Here is a 25,670-nt window from a genome sequence, read left to right as displayed (position 1 = left end):
CGTTCCTTAATTTAAAAAATACATTGTAATTTTTAATATGGCCACCTTCCTCTGTGCTCAATGCCATTTTGTTTCGAAAATACATACACTCTGATATCCCCTCTTGCATCGTCGGTAAAAGACCTCCTGCCATCAGGAATAATTCTTTCCTTTTTATCAGAATTTAAAATAGGTTTTCCGTCCTCCCATCCATCATAAGTCAGCCTCCATGAACGATTTTGTTTTTCTGGTTTGATATAAATACGGTCTCCAATTATTTTTGACCAACAATCATTTATTTTTTCACTATTTGAATACGCTTTTTGTTCTTTATTTTTAAATAGAATTAAATCACTGTAATATTTTGCATAAGTAAAAGAAGAATCAGGCCAAATAGAGTTATCAATGGATATACTTATTTCCCATTTCACTTTTGGTAACTGCGAAAAATCCTCTGAAACTACAACTACACCCATGTCTTGCTCAAACCAATTATTTTTAGCGGCTTGATCAATGTACTCCCGAATAATACTTTTTTCTAACGAATCAAGTTGCCTTTTTTTACAATTTTCCTGACCAAAGGAGCTTGAATGGCTTAATAGCAACATTAAAATAAGGATAATTAATTTCATTCTGAACGGGATTAGTATTTTGAATAAGTATATAAATTTAGAAGTTTTATTTGTGAAAATAAAAGATAGGTTTTTTTTGTCGTTTTAAGGCAATTCCCTTACCATCTTTTTAATGTATAACGCTTTAAATCCCGGCAATTGTAAGCAGATGCTACTCTACAATCCTTAGCAATTCACTCACATGCTAATTTTTCAAGCATTAAATTGCCAAAAATATTACCACATTTGAAGTGTGAATACTTACTTATTTTTTAGAAAAAATGAAATCTGCCATAAACCGTACCGTTGCCCACTTTGACCTCGACTCCTTCTTTGTGTCGGTCGAAAGGCTCAAAAACCCACAGCTCGCCGGTAAGCCCGTGATAGTGGGCGGCATAAGCGAGCGTGGCGTAGTGGCGGCCTGTAGCTATGAGGCCCGTGCTTTTGGTGTGAGCTCAGCCATGCCTGCCAAGCTGGCCCGTCGCCTGTGCCCCGACGCCATCTGGATACGCGGCGACTATGAAAACTACAGCCAATATTCGGCTGTGGTAACTGAAATTATGGACTCCAGCCTGCCGCTGCTCGAAAAGGCTTCCATCGACGAATTCTACGCCGACCTCACCGGCATGGATCGCTTTTTTGGTAGCTACAAATATGCTTCTGAACTGCGGCAACGGGTGATGCGGGAAACCGGCCTGAGTATATCATTTGGAATGAGTAGCGGTAAAACCATAGCCAAAATTGCGACCAATGAGGCCAAGCCCTCCGGACAAAAACTCGTGCCCATGGGCGAAGAAAGGCCTTTTCTAAACCCGCTGAGTATCGACAAAATGCCCTATGTGGGCAAGGTCACCGGCCAGCAGCTACGCAACCTGGGCATCACGAGCATAGGTATGCTGGCACAAATGCCAAAAAAAATGCTGCAAGCTGTACTGGGTCAAAATGGCCTCAGCCTGTGGGAGCGGGCCAACGGCATAGATTATACTCCCGTGGTGCCGTATCATGACCAGAAATCCATGTCAAAAGAGATGACCTTTGACAAAGACACTACTGATGTGAACATGCTACGCAGCATTGTGGTAAAAATGACCGAAGACCTTTGCTATGACCTCCGCAAAAAAAACTGTTGTGCCGGACAGATAACCGTAAAAGTCCGGTACTCCAATTTTGACACCCACAACCGGCAGGTGGCAATTGCTTTTACGGCCAACGACCATCAGCTGCAACAAAAAGCCCTCGAGATATTCGAAAAACTCTATGACCGCCGTTTGTTGATTCGCCTCATTGGGGTACGGCTCAGCAAATTGGTAGCAGGGCATAGTCAGATTGCCCTCTTTGATACCTCTGCCCATATGGCTGACCTCTATCAGGCCATGGATCGTATCCGTCACAAGCACGGACTGCAGGCAGTGATGCGAGCCTACGGCATGCAACTCTACGAACGCCGCAAAGAGGTACGTGTCGATGGTGCCGGGCTGCCCGACGGAAAACTAAAAAGAATGTATCAGTAAAGGGCGATTCAAACAAAACCTGAGAAACTGAGTTCGGTATTTCAAAACCCAAAATCATAAAAATACTGACTGCCATAATCATAGTTTTGAAAACAAAATCCCCTAAATTGCATCAGAAATTTTTACAATATCATGGCCTCAATATTTACCAAAATAATCAACGGCGAGATCCCTTGCCACAAAATAGCCGAAACCGAAGACTTCTTTGCCTTTCTTGATGTGTTTCCCTGTGCTCCGGGTCATACGCTGGTTGTTCCCAAAAAAGAGATTGATTATCTTTTCGACCTCAGTGATGAAATGTATTCCGGCTTGATGGCATTTGCAAAATCTCTGGAGCCGGCCATCAGAAAAGCGGTACCCTGCAAGCGGGTGGGTGTTGCAGTGATTGGTCTCGAGGTGCCTCATGCACACGTGCATCTGATACCCATGAACAGTATGTCAGATATGAATTTTAACGCCAAAATAAAGATAAGCCAGGAAGAGTTGGCTGAAATAGCCAAAAAAATAAAAGCCAATTTGCTCTGATTTTAGAGAGAAATTGGCTTAGAATATAACCGATTTTAATTGAAATTACCTTACCAAACGATCTTTTAGCTCCTTTCGGGCGATGTGAATCCGGTTTTTAACAGTACCAATGGGAATTTCGAGTTGCTCAGCTATCTCGTGATATTTATAGCCTTCGAAATACATCTTAAACGGCACACTGTGCACCTGGTCTATTTTCGAAAGTGCCTTGTTGATTTCTTCCATTGAAAGATTTCCCAGAGCATCATTTTCTACCGCATTTCCGTCTGAATTGATGTAATGCTGGTGGTCGGTATGGTCAAAAACGGTATTACGCTTAATCATTTTCTGGTATCCGGTGATAAACGTATTTCTCATAATAGTATAAAGCCAGGCAGCCAGATTGGTGCCATCTTCAAATTTATCCCGATTTACAAAGGCCTTCATCAAAGTGTCTTGAATCAGGTCGTTGGCATCGTCATAATTTCTGGTAAGTTTTAAGGCAAAAGGCCTCAAAGTTTTTGAGTTATTGCTGAGAGCGTAATTAAATTCAAGAGCTGTCATATTTGCTGATTTGCTTTTTTGTTTAATCAAAAATATATTTTGTTAAACAAAATACAATAAAATATATTAACAATTTAGCCTAAATATCAATATATTTATACACAATATGAGAAATAGACAATATTTTTGTTTAATGAAAATAAATATTCAATAAACAAAATAATTAATCCTGAAATTTTAAGCACTAAAAACTTACTATAAAAGAATAACCCGACCTCCTATTTCAGGTTGTTTGTTAATAATAATAGAAAAAATAAAATTTATGTTAATCAAAAAATATTTTCAAAAAAGCCACCTTTAACCTTTTATCCTGCCGGCAGGAAACTATTTTTGTATATGATCAATCAAAATGCTCATTTGGCTCAAACAGAAACCACCACTTTTGTGGACGTGTTACTTCCGGTGCCTATTCCCCAGACTTTTACTTACAGGGTGCCTCGTGAGCTGGCCGAATGGGTGAAAATCGGCAGCAGGGTAGTTGTAGAGTTTGGCAAATCGAGGGTTTTGACGGCAGTTATTGTAAAAATACATAACGACCCGCCACAAAAATCACAAGCCAAGTACCTATTGGAACTGCTCGACGTAGAGCCTATGGTGCTACCCTCGCAAATCTGGCTGTTTAATTGGGTAGCCGAATATTATATGTGTAACCCGGGCGAAGTATTAAACGTGGCTTTGCCTTCGGGACTGAAAATCAGCAGTCAGTCAAAGATTCAGTATAACCCGGAATTTGCTCATCCTGAATTACTTACACCCGAGGAGTCGCTATTGATGGAAGTGCTGCTCAAAGAAGACTCGCTCAATTATGAAGAAGTAGGCCGGTTGCTCGACAAACAGGACGTCAACAAGGCTATAAAAGATCTGGTGGCCAAGCATGCAATAATCGTTTTTGAAGAGGTAAAAGAAAAATTCAAACCCAAAATTGTAAAGAAAATCAGGCTGAAACGTGTGTATGAGGGCTCTGAAGAGATTTTGAGTCTGGTCGAAAGTCTCGAGAAAAACCAAAAACAACAAGCCGTTGTACTGGAATATCTCAGCCATGTGGCCATATCTGATCTCCATTTTAAAAATAAAGAAGGGATTTCTAAATCTATTATGCGGGAAGGGAACATTTCAGATTCCTCACTTAAAACATTGATAGAAAAGGGAATAATGGAGGAGTTTGAAGTGGTTGTTTCCAGATTTGAGGCCGAAGAGATGCCCTCAGATGTTGAAATACTTCTTTCTGATCCACAGCAAAATGCCTCAGATCAAATCATGACGTCTTTTGCCGAAAAAGACGTGGTACTATTTCATGGAATCACAGGCTCAGGAAAAACCGAAATCTATATCGATCTCATCAGGAAAGTTTTGGATTCTGGCTCTCAGGTGCTGTTTTTATTGCCCGAAATAGCCCTTACTACCCAAATTGTAGCCCGACTCAAAAAAGTTTTTGGCGATATTATGGGAGTTTATCATTCCAAGTTTTCTGACAACGAACGGGTGGAAGTTTGGAAAGGTATCCTCGAAGGCAAATTTAACTTTGTGGTTGGGGTTCGTTCAGCCATTTTTCTGCCTTTCGATAACCTTGGATTGATAATTGTTGACGAAGAGCACGAGTCATCGTACAAACAGTTTGATCCGGCACCCCGATATCATGCCCGTGACGTGGCCATAATGCTGGCTGCTAAACAGAAATCAAAAGTTTTGCTGGGCTCGGCAACTCCTTCGTTGGAATCATTCTATCAGGCAAAAAATAAAAGATATGGATTGGTGCAACTCCACACCCGCTATGGCGAGGCACAGTTGCCCGATATAAAACTTGTTGATCTTAAAATCGAAAGAAAGGAAAAAACGCTCCTGAAAGATTTTAGCCTGGAATTAAGAGAGGCGATTACCCATAATTTGGCCCATAAAGAACAAACCATTTTGTTTCTCAACCGCCGGGGTTATGCCCCTTATCTCAACTGCCAGGAGTGCAACTGGATTGGTCGCTGTGACCAATGTGCGGTTACACTGACTTATCATTATTATGACAAAAACCTGGTATGTCATTATTGCGGACACCACGAGCCGGCTCCAAGGGTTTGTCCTGACTGTGGCTCTCCCAGAATCAATGCGGTGGGAACAGGTACCGAAAAAATTGAGGACGACCTTCACGAACTGTTTCCGGAGGCTTCTGTGATACGGATGGATCTCGACACTACCCGAACCAAAAATGCTTATCAGGAAATAATCGGACAATTTGAAACAGGCGAAACCGATATTTTGGTGGGTACACAAATGGTCTCCAAAGGGCTTGATTTTGACAAAGTAAGTTTGGTTGGGATTTTCAATGCCGACAAAATGATTCACTTTCCCGATTTCCGGGCAGCCGAGCGGGCGTTTCAGCTTATTACTCAGGTGAGTGGTAGGGCAGGCAGGCGGGATAAACCCGGCAAAGTACTGATTCAGACCTCCAATCCGCAAAACCGAATCCTGCAATTCATACTTGCCAATGACTTTGAAGCATTTTATGAGGCTGAAATTCCTGACAGGGAGGCCTATAACTATCCGCCGTTTTCAAGAATTATTGAGGTTACTGTAAAGCACCAGGAGCAATTGCTGGCCCATCAGGCTGCAGCCCGACTGGCTGAAAATCTGGCAACCACCCTAGGCCGAAACCGTGTGCTGGGACCTGATAAAGCCCTGGTAGAGCGAATCAGAAATAAGTTTCTTTTTAAAATTATACTTAAACTAGAGAAAGACCGCTTAAATATTCAGGCAACAAAGATTTTTTTGCAGAAAGAAATCGTAAATTTGATAACTGACAAAAAATTCAAAACTGTACAGGTGGTGGTCGATGTCGATGCTGTTTAGACCAAAAATATTTAAATCATGAGTTTAAAATCTTCTGTAACTGATTTCTTCAAATTTGATGAGCTTAAAGACAATTTTATCAAACTCATCGAAGCAAAATTTGAATTAAAAAAACTTGAGATTCAGGAAAAGGTAGAAGATGTAGCTTCCCGCTTGATTGTGAAATTGTTTTTGGGATTATTTTTAGCCATGGTTTTTATATTTTTGAATATCCTTTTGGCAATTGGCATCAATTATTTGACCCATACTATTTGGGCCGGCTATGCGATACTGGCCTTAATTTATATGATACTTTGGTTTATCTTCAATACCAAAAAATCAGATATTGAGAAAACCATAAAAGAAAAAATCAGGGAAGGTATCGAAAAAAGTGGCATTTGATTAAAAAAAACATTATTCTAAATATTACTATTCTTAATTATAAAATACTTAAATTCAGCATTATAAACCTAAAATCACATAAGATGAAGTACATTCTCACATTGATTCTATTCATAACTTATTTTTTTACATTTTCGCAGGAAATCTATAAAAAGGGAAAAGTATTCCAAAATAACGGTGACACACTTAAGGGATATATTGGAAATATATTTGACTCAAAAAGTGTTTTTTTTAAAGAAAACCTTAATTCCAAACAACAAGAATTGTCCCCTGATAAAATCAGTGGTTTTGAATTAGAAGGCAATATTTATCTTTCAAAAAAAGTCTTGAAAAACGACTACATTTTTAATAAGAGTCTGAAAAGTTATCCATTTGTTTCTAATGGTGTTTTTTTAGAAAAAAATGAAGATTTTGTACCTTATTGGGACTCTGTATTTGTGCAAAGGCTTTTAAAAGGAAAGATTAGTTTGTTTGAATTAAACACAAAAGATGCGACTAAGGGTTTTTACGCCGAAAAAAACGAAAAATTAGTAGAGTTGCCCCCTGTATATTTCGAATTCAAAAAAGACACCACTCGTGGATACGGTTATTTTATTAGAAATGGAATTTATAATATGATTCCAAATTTTAGCGGAACTTATACCCAAAGAAAGTATTTTCTCGATACCCTTCGGAGCCTAATAATTGACGATGCCGAATATTATTTAAAGCCCCTGGACTATAATTTAAATTGCGAAAGAAACGAGCTTATAGAATTTATCAATAATTATAACCAAAAATATCCCGAAGAAAATAATAGTATCATTTATCAAAAAAGACGCGGGAAAAAATATTTTGGACTCAATGCGGGCACTGTTTTTCCTACGCATTATCTGTCTTTTGAAAGCTATGACCGGATGGTCACCACCGGCAGCCGCACATTCGGGTTGTTTGTTTTATTTCCTCTTTACAAAGAAAACATAAACCTCTCCTATCGTGTGGGATTTCAACAATATTATTTCAAATCACAATTGTATTTACGCAATAAAAACCTGGGTGAAGATATCAATATTTTAAATTCAATAAATTTTGGAATCAGATATTCCTTCATGAAAGGAATTATACGACCATATGGGGGATATTCTATTTCTGTAATGAAAAGACAAATAAATGAGTACAAACAACAATTTACGTTTCCAGCATTTGTTGAATATGGCATTCTGATACCTGTAAAAAGAATAAACTTCTTTGTTGGTGGGGAAAGATATCCAATTCTTAAATCAAAAAGACATGTATTTCAGTTTAATGCCTTCAATGCCGGCATACTATTTTGAATTACACCATATTCTTTTTTCTGGAAATAATCAGCCCACTTAAAATAATCAGCAGCATACCCATAAATCCCAAAAATTTTGGAAACTGATCACCTAATATCACGCCAAACCACACCGAAAACAAAATATTGAAATACCCGATGGCCGAAACCTCCCCGGAGTCACCGATAGAAAACGCTTTGGTGAGTGCCAGTTGTCCAAATAGTGCCGAAAACGCCAGTAAGAGAATCCAAAGCAAGTCAGAACTTTGCGGAATCACAAACCTGGCGATAAGAAAATCAAGTCCGGTAAAATTGAAGTAATTTGCTGTAATAAAGCTAATTAAAGGAATAATGATGCCCGAAAGCATAAACGAAAGTACAATGGCTCGGGAGTCATAATAAGCCGCCAGTTGCTTGATACTCATATAAGCCAGGGCGGTCATAATGGCATTGGAGATACCCAAAATATGAAATCTCACTGAGTGTATGCCGTGATTAAACTGCGGAAAAAATATCAGAAATATACCAGAAAAGCCAATAACGATTGCCCACCATACTACTGGCCTTGGGGTTTCGTTAAGGAGAAAAATGCCGATGGCGGCCAAAAAAACAGGGTACGACTGCTGATAAGTGATGGCTTCGGCCAAGCCAATTTTGGTTATTGCATAAAAGAAAGTAAATAAAGCCAATGTGCCTATCACTCCCCTGAAAGCCAGCAATGCAAACTTTCCTCCCCGGTTTTTTAAGGGTTTTTTCAATATAGAAATCAGCACAAAAATTACCCCAATAATATTTCTGAAAAAAACCAGTTCAACTGAATTGAGGTGCTTACCCAAAACTTTGGTAGTAGCACCCGATACAGAAAAGAAAAATGCTGCCAGGAGCATAAATATCATGCCCTGAGCACTATTTGAAAATCGTTTCTTTAGAAAATCCAAGCTAGTAACAAGCCTAAAATCAACCAGTAAAAAGGTAAAGTGAGCAAAATAGCCCCGTACAATATTGAATCATAAAAAACAGTACCCCGTGTTTTTGATTTTACAATTGCCGAAAGCAATAAATAGAGCGGAAAATTGACTAACCAGCCCAACCAATAAATCAAATTGGAATTCCATTTTGGTAGGGAAAGTTCACCCTCTGATAGTTCTTTTAGACGATTGCTAAGCACAATATTAAAATTACTGACAAAAACCCCATCTCTTGGTTCCAGATCAGCAAAATCTTCGTGTATAATGCTTTTACCGATATTCATTTTGATGTTTTTACCAAAATTAGAAAAGGAATCATATTTTATTGAAACAGGCAGTACCTCTAAGTCTGAGCCCTGTTGCCAGCTTTGCAAAGCCATGCGTCCGGTTCCTTTTTTTAAGGGTAAAAGTGTTTTTTGATGGGCACACAATCCTTCACTAAAAATCAAAACCGCTCCATTGTTATTAAAGACCTCATTACATTTTTCAAATGTCTTGTCATTTTTGCCCATATTTTCTATTCCTTCTGATATCCTGAAAATAGGCAACATGTTTATACTGGAAAGAAATTTGTTAGCCATGGGGTTTTTAAATGCATCACCTCTGGTCAACGGATGCACCGGTCTATCCAATATACAGGCTTCTACCACTGCATCAAAAAACGAATTGGGATGGTTGCTCGCTATTAAAAGGGCGGTTTTTTTAGAAAAGTTTTCGAGGCCTTGAACTTCAATATTCCTGACAAAAAACCTCAGGATAAATTTTGCGTATAATCTTAGATATTTATAAACCATGAATTCAAACATTAAAAAGGGAGAGTATTTCACTCTCCCTTTTATAAAATTACACTATTTTTTTATTTTTTCTTTGTAACAAGTTTTCCGGAAATATACTGACCAATTTTGGTTCCGGTTACAAATGCTTCGTCGCATCCTGACCTGTAGTGGATACCACCATACACACGGCTGATTGAGGCTTCGGCTGCTGCCTTACGAGCCGAGGGGAATTTTCTTACGCCATGCCCATAAATAAACTCCGTTGAATCTGTAAAGCTTACATTATCTCCAATCAAATCAGTAAGTACTTCGGCAATTGTAGAAGAGCAAATGCTATGACCCGATGGGTATTCAGGGAATGGGGGTGTTTGCAAATATGGCATCCATTTGGGATCTATATCGGCATTAATAACGGTCTCTGGTCTGATTTTTTCGGTAGAATATTTTTCATGCCAGCAAGCAATAAATGCATCAAAGTGAGCAACCGATACTCTTACATAAGCATTTGCGGTTTCGAATATATCTTTGTTTTCTTGTTTACAAAGCGTACGGGTTATTGCAACCCAGTGACCTGCAGGAGTCATTTTTTTATTGGCAAACATTACATGACCTTGCACATTCATTACAAAGGGATTATCATCCCAAAACCATGCGATGTCTTTTTGTTCCTGAGTCAGGTTTTTTACAGTTTCATAGACCGCTTTCACTTCTTCTCTAAAAGGACTGTTGGCATCTTTAGAATATGGTATTACAGTTTTAGAAGGAAATTGGTGTGCCGAATCAAGCACCATAGTTCTGATGGTTCCCCAGTAAGGCTCCATGGCATCGGCATATTGAGGTGGAGTGGGTACCCATTTGTCACCTGTATTTTTCACAGTATATCTAAGTCCTCTGGTTTGGAGATAATTGTCCTTTTTAGAATATTCATTTACATAATTCCCAATTTCTTCTCCAAATTTCAATGACCGCTCATAAACATCTGAAGGAACACCGGCATCTTTAAATTTCTTATAAGTGGCCTTTTCAAATTCATCATACTTTTCAACTGTAAAAGTAAGATTTCTTGAAACAGTCATAATGGCCTTTACACTAGCCAGCGGATAACAATATTCTTTACCTGCTTCGGGTTTAGGTGCTTCTGCCAATCCATTCAGATGTCCCCCTACACTCACATAGTCAGGATTACCTGGAATAAGTGCCTCATATCCTGCAATGGAAGCGTAAGCATAAATTCTGGCGGTAACGGGCGGCGAAAAAATATCGTGTATGATTACGTCTGTTAACTTTTGATAGGCATCGTGGATAAACTGGGGGTCGTTGGTTACTTTACTGTACTCCTGTGAAGTCTTCGAATTACAAGCAGCAAAAACCATTACTGCAAGTAAAAATGCAATTTTTTTCATTTTTTTGGTTTTTATTGGTCTAGAATATTTTCTTCTAAAGTACTAGCCTTGTTTTTACCGTGTAAAATATTCACGATATCCCGAATATTGTACACGCCACGGTTGTACTTATTACTTAGCAAAATTACTACAAAATCTTCTCTTAAATCAAAAAACATTATAGTATTATATCCTTTCCACCATCCTGTATGATAAATATAGTCAGTTTGCTGTAAATCATTCACCCACAGCCTGAAACCATAGCCGTAATTTCTTAATCCCGGGTGCTCAAAACTCCTCGGAGTGTACATTTCTCTGAGACTTTCCTTACTTAGTACTTTTTCTGATTTTAGTAAATTGTACCATTTGAGCAAATCACCGGTTGTAGAGTAAATCCCCTTGTCACCCATGATGTCATCATAGAAATCTTTTTCTAATCTACGTCCATTTTGATAGCCTTGTGTTTTGTTTCTTTGAAGTTCGGGATTTTTGCTGTTAGCCGTAAAAGTCTCCTTCATTCCGGCGGGCTTAAATATTTTTTCCTGTAGATAGTCATCAAAACTTTTTCCCGATACTTTTTCAATTATGGCAGCGAGAATGGCAAAATTGGTATTGTTATAGGAGAAAAAATGATCAGGTAGATTGAGAGGCTTAGGTGTAGGTTTAGCTTTGGCAAACCAGGTCATCAACATCTGGTTAGTCGGATATATTTTTTCGTCTCTTACTTTCTTATCAAACTCATATTGGTAATAAGGAAGTCCCGACCTGTGAGAAAGTAAACTCCTGATTGTTACTCCATCATAGGGAAAATCAGGAAAATAGTCTTTTACTGTATTATCTAATCCCATTTGACCTTCTTCGACCATTTTCATAGTTGCAACGGCTGTGAAGGTTTTTGAGAGTGACGCCAACTGAAATTTTGACCCGGATGTGTTTTTGATAGTATCCTCAATATTTGCCAATCCGTATGTGCCTTCAAAAAGTACAAGCCCTTTTTGAGCCACCAGCACATTGCCGTTAAACCCTGCATTGACTTTAGCATTGACAATAGATTCAATTGCAGCAGTTTTTGCTCCGGCATTTATCTCTTTTTTGATTTTCTCAATTTCCTTTTCAGTCAATACCTTTTCAGGTTTTTCACCAGCGGATTCTTTAACTTTTTGATCACAAGCCTGAAGCAGTAATGCAAACAGAACCACACTCACTAACCTACACGAAAACAGCATCTATCAGGAATTTTGGAGACTTTTAAAATATATATGAAATAAGAAAATTACTATTGTACTAAATAATACGCTGGCGATGACTTTGAGGGAGGTATTTAAAAACAAAGAAAGGGTGCCGGCTTCGAGGAAAAACAAGTAAAAATGGTGTACAAAAGTCAGAATAATAATATATCTGATGAACCGTTCGGTACCCATTCCATCCAGAGATATAACAAGCTCGGTATCAAGACCTTTAGTTGGAAATAAAACCTTGAGAATATATCCCCTCAAATAGGCAATCAATACTGCCGCAGAGGCATGCATACCTGCCGTATTATAAAACATATCAACAATCAAACCTATCAAAAATGCAATTAAAAGCAATGCAGAAGTAGTTGTACTATTAGGTAAAAATAAAATAACCGAAATGTAAACAAAGCAAAAAGCAACGTCAAAAAACACGAGATTTCTCACTATAAATACTTGTAAAAAAGTATATAGCAAAATGCTTCCGATTATTTTGAATAAATTCTGGGTGTTCACTTATCTACAATTATTTCTTCAACCTGATTTTGCTTATCAATCAACTTGTTATTAACCACATATACATACATCAAACTCGAAAAATCAGTCGAAAGTCTGACACTAATTTCATAGAATGCATCATTGGGTACAGTATTAATTTTACTGATATGCCCAATCATTATTTTTGACGGAAAAATAGAATTTTGAGCCGATGTTACAACACTGTCGCCTTTCGAAATGGTCTTAAATCTATCAACAGTTGAAAGTTTAATAATTCGGGAATTTATTCCTGGCCAACTTCCAATTCCCAAAGCAGTGATTTTTTCTTTTCTAAGCTTATTATTGAGTATTTCTGCTGAAACCGAAAGCGAGGAGTGCAATATCGTGGATACCCTGCTGTATTCTTCGTTGCAAGACATTATCTGCCCAACTACCCCCTGAGGACAAATCACCCCCATACCGGGTTTAAGTCCATGTTTTGTACCTTTGTCAATAGTGATATAGTTGTCCGTTAAATTTTGGGTGCCGGAAATTACTTTGGCGACTAAATATTCATACCTCCGGGCTTTATTCGAATCAGTCTTATAACCTGTATTAGCAAGCGAATTAAACTCCTGTAATTTGGTAAGTTCTTCCCTCAAATTTTTGTTCTCAGATACCAATTGTCCATTTATATCACTCAGATTAATAAACTCTTTGATACTTTGAGAAACGGCCATTGATTTGGCAACAGCATTATTGGTCGAATTGAAAAAAGTTACATCCCAATAAACACTATTTTTTCCAATAAGATAAAAGCATGCTATCTGCAAAAACAGAAACATAAAGAAATGCCTGATCTTATATAATATCCCGAATAATTGAGACATCCGAATTTATATTTAAAAAAAGGTACCCGATTTTGCTTAAATGCGGATACCTAATTTACTGACTTTAAGTATATTACTGAACCAAAACAGCTTGATATTTGCCAATATTTTTCAGCACTTCTCCTGTTCCTCTTACCACAGCTTTAAGTGGATCGTCGGCAACGTGAATCGGCAACTTGGTTTTAACCTCCAACCTTTTGTCAAGTCCATGAAGCAAAGCACCACCGCCTGATAGGTAAATTCCGTTTTCGTAAATATCGGCGGAAAGTTCTGGTGGCGACATTTCCAACGCTCTCATTATGGCTTCTTCGATCTTCGAAATCGACTTATCAAGAGCATACGCAATTTCACTGTAGGTTACTTTTATTTCTTTTGGAATACCAGTCATCAAATCACGTCCTCTGATTTCGATATCTGCAGGCGGGTTTTCAAGATCAGGCAATGCTGAACCTACCTGAATCTTGATGAACTCTGCCGAACGCTCACCTATCAAAAGGTTATGCTCACGACGCATATAATCAACTATATCACGGGTAAACAAGTCACCGGCGATACGAACTGAAGATTCACAAACAATACCCGAAAGGGCAATAACTGCAATCTCAGTGGTACCCCCACCAATATCGACAATCATTGAGCCATTGGGTTGTTCAATATCGATACCAATTCCAATCGCAGCAGCAATAGGCTCATGAACCATATATACCTCTTTGGCTCCGGCATGCTCCGCAGAGTCCTTCACGGCACGTTTTTCAACCTCAGTAATACCCGAAGGAATACAAATAACCATGCGGTGTGAAGGAGAGAAAAATAAATTTCGACCCGTAGGAATCATTTTTATCAAACCTCTGATCATCAACTCAGCTGCAGTAAAATCGGCAATTACTCCGTCTTTTAGTGGCCTGATGGTTTTGATGTTCTCATTGGTTTTTTCGTGCATTTGCATCGCCTTATGGCCAATAGCAAGCACTTTACCCGATACTTTGTCGAGAGCAATAATCGAAGGCTCATCAACTACTATCTGGTCTTTATATATAATGAGGGTATTTGCTGTACCCAAATCTATTGCAATATCACTGGTAAGAAAACTAAAGAATCCGGCCATTTAAGCTCTTTTTTGTCGATTTTAAAATGAAATGCAAATTTAAAACTAATTTTTCAAAAAATGCAGCTATCAGATAGTTTATTATTCTGACAGAATTTTTCAACATTTTTCTTCAGAAAATAAGGCAGTTTTATAAAAAAAATAAATTAGTGTGAATGGTTTACTGCAAGACTTTTGATGCATCTGCCAATTGCTCACATATGCCCAAGCCAACAGTAATGACCCTGTAACCACAAAGGGTGTTTCAAAATTTTCAGGCAATAAAAAGAAACCGGAAAATTGTAGAATTGCTGCGATAATCATTAAAACTACCGGCTTTTTATTATGATGAATTTTGTAATCTTTGATTAACAAATTTACCGCTATCAATAAACTCCCGCCCATTAAAATTACTTCTGTTGTATGACTAATAAAGTTTTTGGCTACAAAAGGTAGTAATGTAACAATAAAAGGCATGGAAAGACAATGAATCAAACACAAAAACGACAAAAACATGCCGGTTTTGTGTAATAAGTGAGTATGTTTTCTGATTTTTTTTAACATTTTATTGCAACGGTGATGCAAATATAATCACTTTATCATTCCATTAGTTCCAAAATTTTTATTTTTTATGGTAAGCTTGCATAATATTTCGGGAAAGTATAGATTTGCAAATGTTATGCTTGCATACTATTTTTGAAAATCAAAATAATTTATTGAACATAGGTTTTATGAAAAAAGCCATAAAAAAAGTAGCCGTTTTGGGGGCAGGAATTATGGGTAGCCGAATAGCTCTTCACTATGCCAATATTGGCTGTGAGGTGCTTTTGCTCGACATGGTACCAGCCGAACCCAATGACGCCGAAAAAACCAAAGGATTGGACAACACCCATCCTGCGGTAAGGAATCGCATCGTAAATGAGCTGTTTCAGGCAGCCGTAAAAGCCAGTCCTTCACCGGTTTATAATCAAAGTTCGGTGGCCAGAGTTAAGCTTGGCAACTTTGACGACGACATGCCTAAAATCAAGGAGGTGGATTGGATTATAGAAGTTGTGGTCGAAAAGCTTCTAATAAAAAAACTAATCTATGACAAAGTAGAAGCTCATCGCAAACCGGGTACTTTGGTTACTTCTAATACTTCGGGAATTCCTATTCATCTTATGTCAGAAGGTAGAAGTGAGGACTTTCAGCAAAATTTTTGTGGTACACACTTTTTCAATCCTCCCAGGTATCTGAGGTTGCTGGAAATAATCCCCGGCCCTAAAACCAATCCGGAAATCATTGATTTTCTGATGAGTTATGGCGATTTGTATCTAGGCAAACAAACGGTTTTGTGTAAAGATACTCCCGCATTTATTGCCAACCGTCTGGGTATTTATGCCATGGTACAAACCATCAGAGCTACCGAAGAACTGGGCTTGACCATAGAGCAGGTTGATAAATTGACAGGCTCAATTGTGGGTCGTCCAAAATCAGGTTCTTTCCGGCTTTCTGATGTAGTTGGATTGGATACAACAGTTAATGTATGCAATAACCTGCTAGCGGGCTTACAAAATGATGAGTCTATTGAGGCATTCAAATTGCCTGCCATCATGCAGAAACTGTATGATAACAAATGGTTGGGAGATAAAACCGGACAAGGTTTTTACAAAAAAACCAAAGACGAAAACGGTAAAACTGTAATACTCGGTATCGACTTTAATACCCTGGATTATCGCCCGGCTGAGAAAGTGAAATTTGCCACGCTCGAAACCACCAAAGGTATTGATACAGTAGCGGGCAGAATTCCGGTTTTACTCAAAGGAACCGATAAGGCCGGACAATTTTACAGAAAAACTTTTGCCGATGCTTTCAAATATGCTACCATGCGTATTCCAGAAATAGCAGATGAACTATATAAAGTTGATGATGCTATTTGTGCAGGGTTTGGCTGGCAGCTTGGTCTTTTTGCCACTGCCGATGCCGTAGGTGTGAAAGCATTTGTTGAAATGATGGAAGCCGAAAATCAAAAGCCCGCTCAGTGGGTTTATGAAATGTTGGCAGCTGGATGTGAATCTTTTTATAAACTCGAAAGCGGCAAAAAGCTTTATTATGACATTAATTCTAAAAGCTATAAAACCATTCCGGGTACTGAGTCATTCATTATTTTGGATAATATCAGAAAAACCAATGTGGTTTGGAAAAACGCCGGTGCCTCAATATTTGACCTGGGCGATGGCATATTGGGAGTTGAGTTTCAGTCAAAAATGAACACACTGGGTGCCGAACCCATTGAGGCTCTCAACAAAGGTTTCGCTTTGGCTGAAAAAGATTTCAGAGGTCTGGTAATTGGTAACGATAGCCAGGAAGCATTCTCGGCAGGAGCCAATCTGGCCATGCTGTTTATGTTTGCGGTAGAGCAGGAATATGATGAAATAGATCTCATGATTGCTCAGTTTCAGGAAACTATGATGCGGGCACGTTATTCCTCGATTCCTGTTGTGACGGCAGTGCATACCCTAGCCCTGGGCGGTGGATGTGAAATGAACCTCCATGCCGACAAAGTGGTGGCTGCAGCCGAAACCTACATGGGTTTGGTAGAATTGGGTGTGGGTCTGATCCCGGCCGGTGGCGGTACCAAAGAAATGGCCCTGAGAGCATCAGACATATATCAACCGGGTGATGCCGAGCTGAATATTCTTCAAAATGCCTTCATGAATATTGCTCAGGCAAAAGTTTCGACTTCAGCCAAAGAGGCTTTTGATATGAATTATATGAAAACAGGTCGGGATCAGATCGTGTTGAACCGCAGCCGTTTAATAGCAGAAGCCAAACAAGCGGCTATAGAATTAGCTGAAAATGGTTATACCCAACCAACCCGCAGAACTGATGTGAAAGTTCAGGGAAAAACCGGAATAGCACTTTTCAAAGCAGGCATAAAATCAATGCGGATGGCCAATTACATTACTGACCATGATGCATTGATTGCTGAAAAACTCGCCTATGTAATTTGTGGTGGTGACCTGAGTTATCCTCAGCTGGTAAGTGAGAAATATTTGCTGGAACTGGAAAGAGAAGCTTTTCTATCGCTTTGTGGCGAACGTAAAACTATGGAGCGAATGCAGGGACTTTTGTCAGGTGGTAAACCTCCAAGAAATTGATTTATTTTCAACAAATTATTTTAGCGTAAAAAAAATGAATGCATATATAATAGACGGATATCGCTCACCAGTTGGAAAGGCCCCTAAAGGCGTTTTTAGATTTACCAGGCCTGACGACCTTGCCGCCGAAGTCATAAAACATTTACTCAGTAAAGTGCCTTCCCTGGACCCTACCAGAGTGGATGATATCATTGTGGGCAATGCTGTACCTGAAGCCGAACAAGGCATGCAGATGGCCAGATATATTTCGCTTTTAGCATTGGGAAAAACTGTACCGGGTATCACCATCAACCGCTATTGTGGATCGGGTGTGGAGGCAATAGCCATGGCTGCAGGGAAAATAGCAGCTGGAATGGCGGATTGTATCATTGCCGGAGGTACTGAATCCATGTCGATGGTACCCACTACGGGTTTTAAAACGGCACTGAACTACAACATTGCCAGCAATAACCCTGACTACTATGTAGGTATGGGCTTAACCGCTGAAAATGTAGCTCAAAAATATCAAATTGGAAGGGGGGAGCAAGATGAGTTTGCTTATCAGTCTCATCAAAAAGCTTTGAATGCTCAAAAAGAAGGGTACTTTGATAGTGGAATAGTCCCTATCACAGTAAAAGAAACGTATTTCGATGCCGAGTCAGGAAAAAAGAAAACTCGTGAATATACTGTAGCCAAAGATGAAGGCCCCAGAGCCGACACCAGCCGTGAGGCATTGGCTAAACTGAAACCTGTTTTTTCAGCAGGTGGAAGTGTTACGGCAGGGAATTCATCGCAAACTTCTGACGGAGCTGCTTTTGTAATTGTGATGTCAGAAAGATTAATGAAAGAACTCGGACTGAACCCCATAGCACGCATGATGGCCTACGCAGTAGCTGGTTGCGAACCTAGCTTGATGGGAATCGGACCTGTATTTGCGGTGCCAAAGGCTCTGACACAAGCAGGCTTAAAACTTGCTGATATTGATCAGATTGAACTCAACGAGGCTTTCGCTTCACAATCATTGGCAGTTGTAAAAGAACTGGGAATTGACCCTGCGAAACTAAACCCCAATGGCGGTGCGATTGCACTAGGACATGCTTTGGGCTCAACCGGAGCTAGGCTCTCAGTCCAACTATTCAACGAGATGCGTCGCCGTAATCAAAAATACGGTATGGTGACAGCCTGTGTGGGCGGTGGCCAGGGCGTAGCCGGAATCTACGAATTGTTATAAGGTCGAATAAATAAATTTTGGTGAAACGTAATAAGCACCCTCAGTTTTGGGGGTGTTTTTTTTGTTAGTTAACGCTAGTTCAATATTAGAGAATTTCTTAAAGAGGGATATTTTGAACTAAAAAACTTGAAAAAATGAAGAAAATCAGGTGTTTTTAATTACTGATTTTCAAATACTTAGCCTGGCTTTCCCACTATCTTCCAATCCATCGAAGTTTATCGAAAATTTTAGGTCTATTGACGACTTTTATATTGATTTTCATCTTCATTCAAGCTCTAGTTTCTTTAAATTCAAAAATCGGGAATAAATCCTCAAAACTTTCAAATATGAATTCTTGAAGAGACAGGTGCTTTTTCATATATCTGGTTTCTAAAATCGTTAAACTTTAATATTGAATTATTTCGGTGTTCGCATGTAAGATTAATTTCCAAACTGTACTTTCTATAACCGATTTTCAGTAATTATGTCCGATTCACTCATTCCTCTGGCAATTTATTTAATAAACAACACCTCCAACGATTGTTCTGGTATCAGTTTCAAAGATTCTTCACCACTTAAAGTATGCGAAATCAAACACATTTGTAATCACAAAGTTTTTGTAAACGAGGATATTGTTTTTTTTTGAGTATTTCTACATTTTCAAGGTTCTATAAATTGTAACTGATACTGGTCATTGGGTTATATACTTAGCAAGTTTTGACCAAGTAAAACACTGAAAATAAAAAGATTATGAAAAGCCATTGGGAAAGTTGTTTATGGATATAATGTACATAAGTGTATGCCTGTTTCAAAATTTCTTTGCATGTTAACATTAGTTTGAAAGCTTTTAAAGAACATGAAAACCTCGGCTTTTAGAACTATGGTGGATATGATTATGTAAAGAAAAAGTACAGCTTGTTAGTCGATAATCCATCAATTGGAGCATATCTTTTACATTGTGCTTTCAAGACATAAAAATACAATATACTAGTTGACCATTACATTTTCAGCGTTAATTGCATACAATTCCACAGAAAAAAACCATCGATCATGAAGCAATTTATTGATACTAAACAATTAAATTTGAACTTCCGCCTATTATAAAATACGTTAATAAAATAAATCTAACAAATAATGTCTTTACAAATTTTGAAAAAAACATTTATCAGAAGTATTGTACATCCTTCAGTTTTTTGGTTTATTCTTATAATAATTATCTCACTATATGCACTTTTAAGAGTGCTGTTTTTCCCTACCTCCAACTTCATCATTTTAAAACTAGAGAATGGAATTTATCAATCCGAATTTTCAACCCCTAAGTCTCCTAAACAATATATTAAGTTCTCTGAAGCCGCAATTTTACCTAATATAAAATATAAACAATTTAACTTAGTAGATCTAAATACTCTTGACACTTTACTTCTTGCAAGAGAATCATCATTAAGTAATTCTAGTAAACATCCTCCTGTTTGGTTCTATTTAAATAAAATAAACAAACCTAACAAACTTAGATTAACCATCATTCCTAAAAACAATACTGAATCCCCAAATTTCTACATATCATTTTGGGAGTTTCGATTTTCAAGTGATGGATTTGAATAAATTTCAGAAATCGATCGATAGAACAAAAAACATTAAAATCTAATAATGAGGGTATTATTATTATTTTTGGCATTAAAATTTTTAACTTCAATCTCTTGAAAAGCACGAAAAAGAACTTTTTAATGTCGATTTAACCATTCAGAATAAATAAATATACTATGGAAATAAAAAAAGAATATGAAAACTTAATTTCCGAAAAAAGCAAAATTGAACATCTATTTTCCAAAAAATTCAAACAATTACAACCTATATGGGACTATAATTGGGAGAAAGAATTCGCATCCAATTCAAGAAAAATAGTTGTAGTTCCATTTTCTTCCATTTCTGAAAATAAACTGAGAACCAAAATGGAAGATGGCTCTCATATTACCTTTGACAACGCCACATTTTTGGTTGCCTCCAAATTGGAAAATAAATATCATTTTGTGGTAGTTACCAAAATACCTGACAAAAGATATTTAGAAAACGATGGAAATAAGAATAATCCATTCACTGGTTTGATTTTGTTTTATGACATATTTGGCAAATTTGATACAGGTTATAAAGTTGGTATTGACAAAACTGAGATGTTGTTGATATTTGATAAAAAAGAAAACTCAAATCAGAAAATAACGCCATATAAATCAACCATATGTATTGAATGGGAGTCCTTCCGAATTTCTAAAACCATACAAATCAATGATTGCATATTTGACCATTCCGATTGTTTTATTTTAGATAAAAATGATTCAAAGTATAATCCCGAATACGGTTACATTGATATTTTGGATAAACCATTAGAAAGAAAAATCAACCTAAAGACTGTGAAAAAAAAATTTACGATTCTGCCTCCCTTAAAGTAAAAATTGGTTGTTTAATTATTTTTTTAAAAATAAAAAATCCCCTTCCAGCATAGCCAGAAGGGGATTTTTGATATAAGAGATTTTAGAAATTAATCTACGTATTCTCTTCTGCGAGGCTCTGCCAATCTGCGGGCCTGAGCGGCTTCTATCTCTTCTACAGTATTTACCTGTATGTTTTGATAGGTGCGTTTTCCGGTACCAGCAGGGATCAGGTGACCTACTATTACGTTTTCTTTCAGACCGGCCAGGTCGTCACGCTTACCTTTTACGGCTGCTTCAGAAAGTACCTTGGTAGTTTCCTGGAACGATGCTGCCGAGATAAACGACTCAGTACCCAATGAAGCCGTGGTAATACCCTGAAGGATTACCTGAGAAACCGCAGGCTGTGCATCACGCACGGTCATAAGTTTCTTGTCTTCACGTTTCAGACGACCGTTTTCGTCTCTAAACTCACGGTTGGTGATAATCTGACCAGGCTTGAAGTTTTCAGAAGCACCGGAATCCATTACCACTTTCTTGTCAATGATACGGTCGTTTTCTTCGCGGAATGTCCACTTATCTACGGCCTGCATCTCAAGGAACATGGTGTCACCGGCATCCAATACGTCAACTTTCTGCATCATCTGGCGTACTATCACCTCGATATGCTTGTCAGAGATTTTCACACCCTGCTGACGATATACGGCCTGGGTTTCATCAACCAAGTATTCCTGTACGGCGGTTGGTCCTTTGATACGAAGTATATCGGCAGGCGTAATGGCACCGTCAGAAAGTGGCTCACCCGCACGGATATAGTCACCTTCCTGTACAAGGATAAGTTTAGAAAGTGATACCATGTATTTCATTTTGGTACCATCTTTGGCCTCTACAAAGATCTCACGATTACCACGCTTGATGGTTCCATAAGACACAACACCGTCGATTTCAGATACTACTGCAGGGTTCGATGGGTTACGGGCTTCAAAAAGCTCGGTTACCCTTGGAAGACCACCGGTAATATCGCGGTTCATGTTGATAGCTCTTGGTATTTTGGCTAAAATCTGACCTGCTTTGATTTGCTGACCATCTTCAACCATCAAACGAGCATTAACCGGAAGGTTATATTCCTTGGTTTCGTCACCGGTTTTTACAATAATTGAAGGGTTTTTGGCTCTGTCTTTAGAGTCCGTGATTACTTTATCGCGGAAACCGGTTTGCTCATCGGCTTCTTCACGGAAAGTAATACCTTCTTCAATTGAATCGTATTCAACCACTCCGTCAAACTCTGTTAGGATTACGGCATTGAACTGATCCCAGTGACAGATAGGCTCACCTTTGGTGATTTTCTGACCATCTTTTACCTGAATAGTCGAACCATAAGGTACGATATTCGAAATCAGGATTTGTTTGGTGGCCTCGTCGATAATTCTGATTTCACCTCTACGACCGATTACGATTGTAGCTGGATTTCCTTCTTTATCAAGAGATTCTACTGTTCTGATTTCTTCAAAGTCAATTTTACCTGCAAATTTGGCTTTCAAATTGGCTTCAACAGACACGTTCATGGCAGTACCACCGGTGTGGAATGTACGAAGTGTCAACTGAGTACCCGGCTCACCGATTGACTGAGAGGCAATTACACCCACAGCTTCACCGGCATCCACCATTCGACCAGAAGCAAGGTTACGTCCGTAACATTTTGCACAAATACCTACTTTAGTTTCGCAAGTAAGAGCTGAACGAATCTCAATGGTTTCGATAGCGGTTTCGTCGATTCTTTCGGCTATTTCTTCAGTAATTTCCTCGCCTGCTACCAAAATCAATTCTTTAGTCAAAGGATCGATAATATCATGAACTGATGTACGACCCAAAATCCTTTCAGAAAGTGGCTCAATGATGTCATCATTTTCTTTCAGAGCTGATACGTTGATACCTCTCAAGGTACCGCAATCCACCTCATTAACAACCACGTCCTGAGCTACATCATGAAGACGACGAGTCAGATAACCGGCATCGGCTGTTTTTAGGGCTGTATCGGCAAGACCTTTACGAGCACCGTGAGTAGAGATAAAGTACTCAAGTACGTCAAGACCTTCTTTGAAGTTGGAAAGAATCGGGTTCTCGATGATTTCACCTACAGAACCGGCGATGTTTTTCTGAGGTTTGGCCATAAGACCCCTCATACCACCTAACTGACGAATCTGCTCCTGAGAACCACGGGCACCAGAGTGCATCATCATATATACAGGGTTAAAGCCCTGACGATCATTTTCCAGCTGACGAAGTAAAGTTTCTCTTAAACGTGTATTAACACGTGTCCAGATATCGATGATTTGGTTATAACGCTCACGCTCAGTGATGATACCAAACATATAGTTACTTTGTACTTCTTCTACCTCGACCCTTGCATTTTCAATCAATGATTGTTTTTCCTCAGGAATCATGATATCACCCAAACCGATGGATAAACCACCTTTAAAGGCAGATTGGAAACCTAATTCTTTGATATCATCCAAAAACTGGGCAGTACGGGCAAAAGATACTTCTTTGAAAACTTTCCCAATAATTACCTGTAGTTTTTTCTTGGTCAAAAGTTCATCAATATATCCCACTTTTTCAGGAACGAACTGATTGAACAATACACGACCGGCAACAGTATCAATTATTTTTTCTTCTAATTCTCCTTTTTCGTTTTTAATGGTAACTTTCACTTTTATGAAAGCATGTTTTGAAAGAAGACCTTCATTGATAGCAATCACAACTTCTTCGGCAGAATAGAAAGTTTTTCCTTCTCCTATAATTGGCTCCTCAGGTGTTGATTTTTTACCTTTGGTTACATAATAAAGACCTAAAACCATGTCCTGAGAAGGTACGGTGATAGGTGCACCATTGGCAGGGTTAAGGATATTGTGCGAAGAAAGCATCAATACAGAAGCCTCCATGATGGCTTCCTGACCAAGCGGCACGTGGACGGCCATCTGGTCACCGTCAAAGTCAGCGTTGAAGGCTGTACAAACCAGTGGGTGTAATTGAATTGCCTTTCCTTCGACTAATTTTGGCTGGAATGCCTGAATACCTAAACGGTGCAAAGTAGGAGCACGGTTAAGCAATACAGGGTGTCCTTTCAAAACGTTTTCGAGGATATCCCAAATAACTGCGTCTTTTCTGTCCACGATTTTCTTGGCAGATTTAACAGTTTTTACGATACCTCTTTCTATCAATTTCCTGATAATAAACGGCTTGAATAACTCGGCTGCCATATCTTTAGGAAGACCACACTCATGAAGTTTCATTTCTGGTCCTACTACGATAACCGAACGACCTGAGTAATCCACCCTTTTACCCAAGAGGTTTTGACGGAAACGACCCTGTTTACCTTTCAACATATCTGAAAGAGATTTCAAGGCACGGTTACCATCTGATCTTACTGCGTTAACTTTTCTTGAGTTATCAAAAAGTGAATCAACGGCTTCCTGAAGCATACGTTTTTCGTTACGCAGGATTACTTCCGGAGCTTTGATTTCAAGCAATCTTTTCAGACGGTTGTTTCTGATAATTACTCTACGGTAAAGATCATTTAAGTCAGAAGTTGCAAAACGACCACCATCTAATGGCACCAAAGGACGCAATTCAGGCGGAATAACCGGAACCATACGAATAACCATCCATTCCGGGCGATTTTCAATACGATTTCTTGAATCACGGAATGATTCTACTACTTTCAGACGCTTCAAGGCTTCTGCTTTACGTTGCTGAGAAGTATCTGTAGCGGCCTGGTGACGTAGTTCATACGACAATTCATCCAACTTGATTCTTGACAATAACATGTAAAGTGACTCAGCACCCATCTTGGCGATGAATTTCTGAGGATCCTCATCAGGAAGTAATTGGTTTTCTCTTGGCAATTTGTCAAGGATATCCAAGTACTCTTCTTCAGTAAGGAAGTCCATTTGAGAGATGCCATCTTCCTCTTTGATACCGGCCTGAACTACTACATATCTTTCATAGTAGATAACCTGATCTAGTTTTTTAGAAGAAAGACCCAATAGGTATCCTATTTTGTTTGGCAAAGAACGGAAATACCAGATGTGAGCCACCGGCACAACCAATTCGATGTGACCCATACGCTCGCGACGTACTTTTTTCTCGGTCACTTCTACACCACAACGGTCACAAATGATACCCTTGTAACGAATTCTTTTGTATTTTCCACAGTGACATTCCCAGTCTTTAACCGGCCCGAAAATACGCTCACAGAACAGACCGCCCATTTCAGGCTTGTAGGTTCTGTAGTTAATAGTTTCGGGTTGAGTAACTTCACCATAAGATCCTTCCAGAATTGACTCTGGAGAGGCAAGACTAATGGTTATGCTATCAAAATCGCTGTTTAGCTTTTTATTTTTCTTTAATGACATTTTCTAATTCTT

The 25,670-nt window shown here is 38.7% G+C and carries 20 protein-coding genes; 9 read left to right on the top strand and 11 right to left on the bottom strand.

What is annotated here, in order from left to right:
* Positions 1 to 32: 32 nt before the first annotated feature.
* Entirely contained in the window at positions 33 to 611 is a 579-nt protein-coding gene (locus IPP61_08020; GenBank protein ID MBL0325111.1) for a hypothetical protein, read from the bottom strand.
* Between the two features lie 260 nt (positions 612 to 871).
* On the opposite strand from IPP61_08020, the gene dinB reads away from it, so the two are divergent.
* The gene (gene dinB, locus IPP61_08015) at positions 872 to 2,101 is read left to right on the top strand and encodes a DNA polymerase IV (protein MBL0325110.1); all 1,230 of its coding nucleotides are present in this window, start codon (positions 872 to 874) and stop codon (positions 2,099 to 2,101) included.
* 132 nt (positions 2,102 to 2,233) lie between these two features.
* Positions 2,234 to 2,626, top strand: a complete 393-nt coding sequence (locus IPP61_08010) for an HIT family protein (GenBank protein ID MBL0325109.1) — start codon at positions 2,234 to 2,236, stop codon at positions 2,624 to 2,626.
* Between the two features lie 45 nt (positions 2,627 to 2,671).
* On the opposite strand, the gene IPP61_08005 is transcribed toward IPP61_08010, so the two are convergent.
* The gene (locus IPP61_08005) at positions 2,672 to 3,169 is read right to left on the bottom strand and encodes an RNA polymerase sigma factor (GenBank protein MBL0325108.1); all 498 of its coding nucleotides are present in this window, start codon (positions 3,167 to 3,169) and stop codon (positions 2,672 to 2,674) included.
* Between the two features lie 336 nt (positions 3,170 to 3,505).
* Between IPP61_08005 and priA the strand changes: the two genes are divergently transcribed.
* The 3 genes from priA to IPP61_07990 all read left to right on the top strand — a co-directional run bounded on the left by priA (position 3,506) and on the right by IPP61_07990 (position 7,701).
* Positions 3,506 to 6,007 carry a primosomal protein N' gene (gene priA, locus IPP61_08000; GenBank protein MBL0325107.1) on the top strand — a complete coding sequence of 834 codons (2,502 nt, stop codon included), beginning with the start codon at positions 3,506 to 3,508 and terminating at the stop codon, positions 6,005 to 6,007.
* A gap of 18 nt (positions 6,008 to 6,025) precedes the next feature.
* A complete protein-coding gene (locus IPP61_07995) occupies positions 6,026 to 6,388 on the top strand; it encodes a phage holin family protein (GenBank protein MBL0325106.1) in 363 nt (120 codons plus the stop codon).
* Between the two features lie 83 nt (positions 6,389 to 6,471).
* Complete coding sequence (locus tag IPP61_07990; protein MBL0325105.1) at positions 6,472 to 7,701, top strand: hypothetical protein; 1,230 nt, start codon at positions 6,472 to 6,474, stop codon at positions 7,699 to 7,701.
* A gap of 1 nt (position 7,702) precedes the next feature.
* Here IPP61_07990 and IPP61_07985 read toward each other — a convergent pair whose 3' ends face one another.
* The 8 genes from IPP61_07985 to IPP61_07950 all read right to left on the bottom strand — a co-directional run bounded on the left by IPP61_07985 (position 7,703) and on the right by IPP61_07950 (position 15,055).
* The gene (locus IPP61_07985; GenBank protein ID MBL0325104.1) at positions 7,703 to 8,620 is read right to left on the bottom strand and encodes a DMT family transporter; all 918 of its coding nucleotides are present in this window, start codon (positions 8,618 to 8,620) and stop codon (positions 7,703 to 7,705) included.
* On the bottom strand, positions 8,608 to 9,456 hold the full coding sequence (locus IPP61_07980; protein ID MBL0325103.1) for a 1-acyl-sn-glycerol-3-phosphate acyltransferase: 849 nt from the start codon (positions 9,454 to 9,456) through the stop codon (positions 8,608 to 8,610). The genes IPP61_07985 and IPP61_07980 overlap by 13 nt, the downstream gene beginning before the upstream one ends.
* 50 nt (positions 9,457 to 9,506) lie before the next feature.
* Positions 9,507 to 10,829, bottom strand: a complete 1,323-nt coding sequence (locus IPP61_07975; GenBank protein ID MBL0325102.1) for a vanadium-dependent haloperoxidase — start codon at positions 10,827 to 10,829, stop codon at positions 9,507 to 9,509.
* Positions 10,830 to 10,840: 11 nt separating this feature from the next.
* Positions 10,841 to 12,034, bottom strand: coding sequence for a beta-lactamase family protein (locus IPP61_07970; GenBank protein ID MBL0325101.1), 1,194 nt, complete (start codon positions 12,032 to 12,034; stop codon positions 10,841 to 10,843).
* A 3-nt stretch (positions 12,035 to 12,037) separates the two neighbouring features.
* Positions 12,038 to 12,556, bottom strand: coding sequence for a hypothetical protein (locus tag IPP61_07965; protein ID MBL0325100.1), 519 nt, complete (start codon positions 12,554 to 12,556; stop codon positions 12,038 to 12,040).
* On the bottom strand, positions 12,553 to 13,407 hold the full coding sequence (gene mreC, locus IPP61_07960) for a rod shape-determining protein MreC (GenBank protein ID MBL0325099.1): 855 nt from the start codon (positions 13,405 to 13,407) through the stop codon (positions 12,553 to 12,555). The genes IPP61_07965 and mreC overlap by 4 nt, the downstream gene beginning before the upstream one ends.
* A 73-nt stretch (positions 13,408 to 13,480) precedes the next feature.
* Positions 13,481 to 14,512, bottom strand: a complete 1,032-nt coding sequence (locus tag IPP61_07955; protein MBL0325098.1) for a rod shape-determining protein — start codon at positions 14,510 to 14,512, stop codon at positions 13,481 to 13,483.
* Between the two features lie 99 nt (positions 14,513 to 14,611).
* Positions 14,612 to 15,055, bottom strand: coding sequence for a MerC domain-containing protein (locus IPP61_07950; protein MBL0325097.1), 444 nt, complete (start codon positions 15,053 to 15,055; stop codon positions 14,612 to 14,614).
* A gap of 167 nt (positions 15,056 to 15,222) precedes the next feature.
* Here IPP61_07950 and IPP61_07945 point away from each other — a divergent pair, with 167 nt between their 5' ends.
* The 4 genes from IPP61_07945 to IPP61_07930 all read left to right on the top strand — a co-directional run bounded on the left by IPP61_07945 (position 15,223) and on the right by IPP61_07930 (position 21,264).
* On the top strand, positions 15,223 to 17,631 hold the full coding sequence (locus tag IPP61_07945; protein MBL0325096.1) for a 3-hydroxyacyl-CoA dehydrogenase/enoyl-CoA hydratase family protein: 2,409 nt from the start codon (positions 15,223 to 15,225) through the stop codon (positions 17,629 to 17,631).
* Between the two features lie 34 nt (positions 17,632 to 17,665).
* Complete coding sequence (locus IPP61_07940; protein ID MBL0325095.1) at positions 17,666 to 18,841, top strand: acetyl-CoA C-acyltransferase; 1,176 nt, start codon at positions 17,666 to 17,668, stop codon at positions 18,839 to 18,841.
* A 1,113-nt stretch (positions 18,842 to 19,954) separates the two neighbouring features.
* Entirely contained in the window at positions 19,955 to 20,422 is a 468-nt protein-coding gene (locus IPP61_07935; GenBank protein MBL0325094.1) for a hypothetical protein, read from the top strand.
* 158 nt (positions 20,423 to 20,580) lie between these two features.
* Positions 20,581 to 21,264: a hypothetical protein gene (locus tag IPP61_07930; GenBank protein ID MBL0325093.1), complete on the top strand. Its 684-nt coding sequence runs from the start codon at positions 20,581 to 20,583 to the stop codon at positions 21,262 to 21,264.
* Between the two features lie 89 nt (positions 21,265 to 21,353).
* On the opposite strand, the gene rpoC is transcribed toward IPP61_07930, so the two are convergent.
* Complete coding sequence (gene rpoC / locus IPP61_07925) at positions 21,354 to 25,658, bottom strand: DNA-directed RNA polymerase subunit beta' (protein MBL0325092.1); 4,305 nt, start codon at positions 25,656 to 25,658, stop codon at positions 21,354 to 21,356.
* Positions 25,659 to 25,670: the final 12 nt, after the last annotated feature.

The sequence above is a fragment of the Cytophagaceae bacterium genome, assembly GCA_016722655.1.
In the GTDB taxonomy this organism is placed as follows: Bacteria; Bacteroidota; Bacteroidia; order Cytophagales; family Spirosomataceae; genus Leadbetterella.
This window is presented reverse-complemented; position numbering and strand designations above follow the sequence as displayed.

Coding starts and splice junctions, on each gene's coding strand:
- IPP61_08020 (MBL0325111.1), bottom strand. CDS start 611: ATGAAATTAATTATCCTTATTTTAATGTTGCTATTAAGCCATTCAAGC.
- dinB (MBL0325110.1), top strand. CDS start 872: ATGAAATCTGCCATAAACCGTACCGTTGCCCACTTTGACCTCGACTCC.
- IPP61_08010 (MBL0325109.1), top strand. CDS start 2,234: ATGGCCTCAATATTTACCAAAATAATCAACGGCGAGATCCCTTGCCAC.
- IPP61_08005 (MBL0325108.1), bottom strand. CDS start 3,169: ATGACAGCTCTTGAATTTAATTACGCTCTCAGCAATAACTCAAAAACT.
- priA (MBL0325107.1), top strand. CDS start 3,506: ATGATCAATCAAAATGCTCATTTGGCTCAAACAGAAACCACCACTTTT.
- IPP61_07995 (MBL0325106.1), top strand. CDS start 6,026: ATGAGTTTAAAATCTTCTGTAACTGATTTCTTCAAATTTGATGAGCTT.
- IPP61_07990 (MBL0325105.1), top strand. CDS start 6,472: ATGAAGTACATTCTCACATTGATTCTATTCATAACTTATTTTTTTACA.
- IPP61_07980 (MBL0325103.1), bottom strand. CDS start 9,456: ATGTTTGAATTCATGGTTTATAAATATCTAAGATTATACGCAAAATTT.
- IPP61_07975 (MBL0325102.1), bottom strand. CDS start 10,829: ATGAAAAAAATTGCATTTTTACTTGCAGTAATGGTTTTTGCTGCTTGT.
- IPP61_07970 (MBL0325101.1), bottom strand. CDS start 12,034: ATGCTGTTTTCGTGTAGGTTAGTGAGTGTGGTTCTGTTTGCATTACTG.
- mreC (MBL0325099.1), bottom strand. CDS start 13,407: ATGTCTCAATTATTCGGGATATTATATAAGATCAGGCATTTCTTTATG.
- IPP61_07955 (MBL0325098.1), bottom strand. CDS start 14,512: ATGGCCGGATTCTTTAGTTTTCTTACCAGTGATATTGCAATAGATTTG.
- IPP61_07950 (MBL0325097.1), bottom strand. CDS start 15,055: ATGTTAAAAAAAATCAGAAAACATACTCACTTATTACACAAAACCGGC.
- IPP61_07945 (MBL0325096.1), top strand. CDS start 15,223: ATGAAAAAAGCCATAAAAAAAGTAGCCGTTTTGGGGGCAGGAATTATG.
- IPP61_07940 (MBL0325095.1), top strand. CDS start 17,666: ATGAATGCATATATAATAGACGGATATCGCTCACCAGTTGGAAAGGCC.
- IPP61_07935 (MBL0325094.1), top strand. CDS start 19,955: ATGTCTTTACAAATTTTGAAAAAAACATTTATCAGAAGTATTGTACAT.
- IPP61_07930 (MBL0325093.1), top strand. CDS start 20,581: ATGGAAATAAAAAAAGAATATGAAAACTTAATTTCCGAAAAAAGCAAA.
- rpoC (MBL0325092.1), bottom strand. CDS start 25,658: ATGTCATTAAAGAAAAATAAAAAGCTAAACAGCGATTTTGATAGCATA.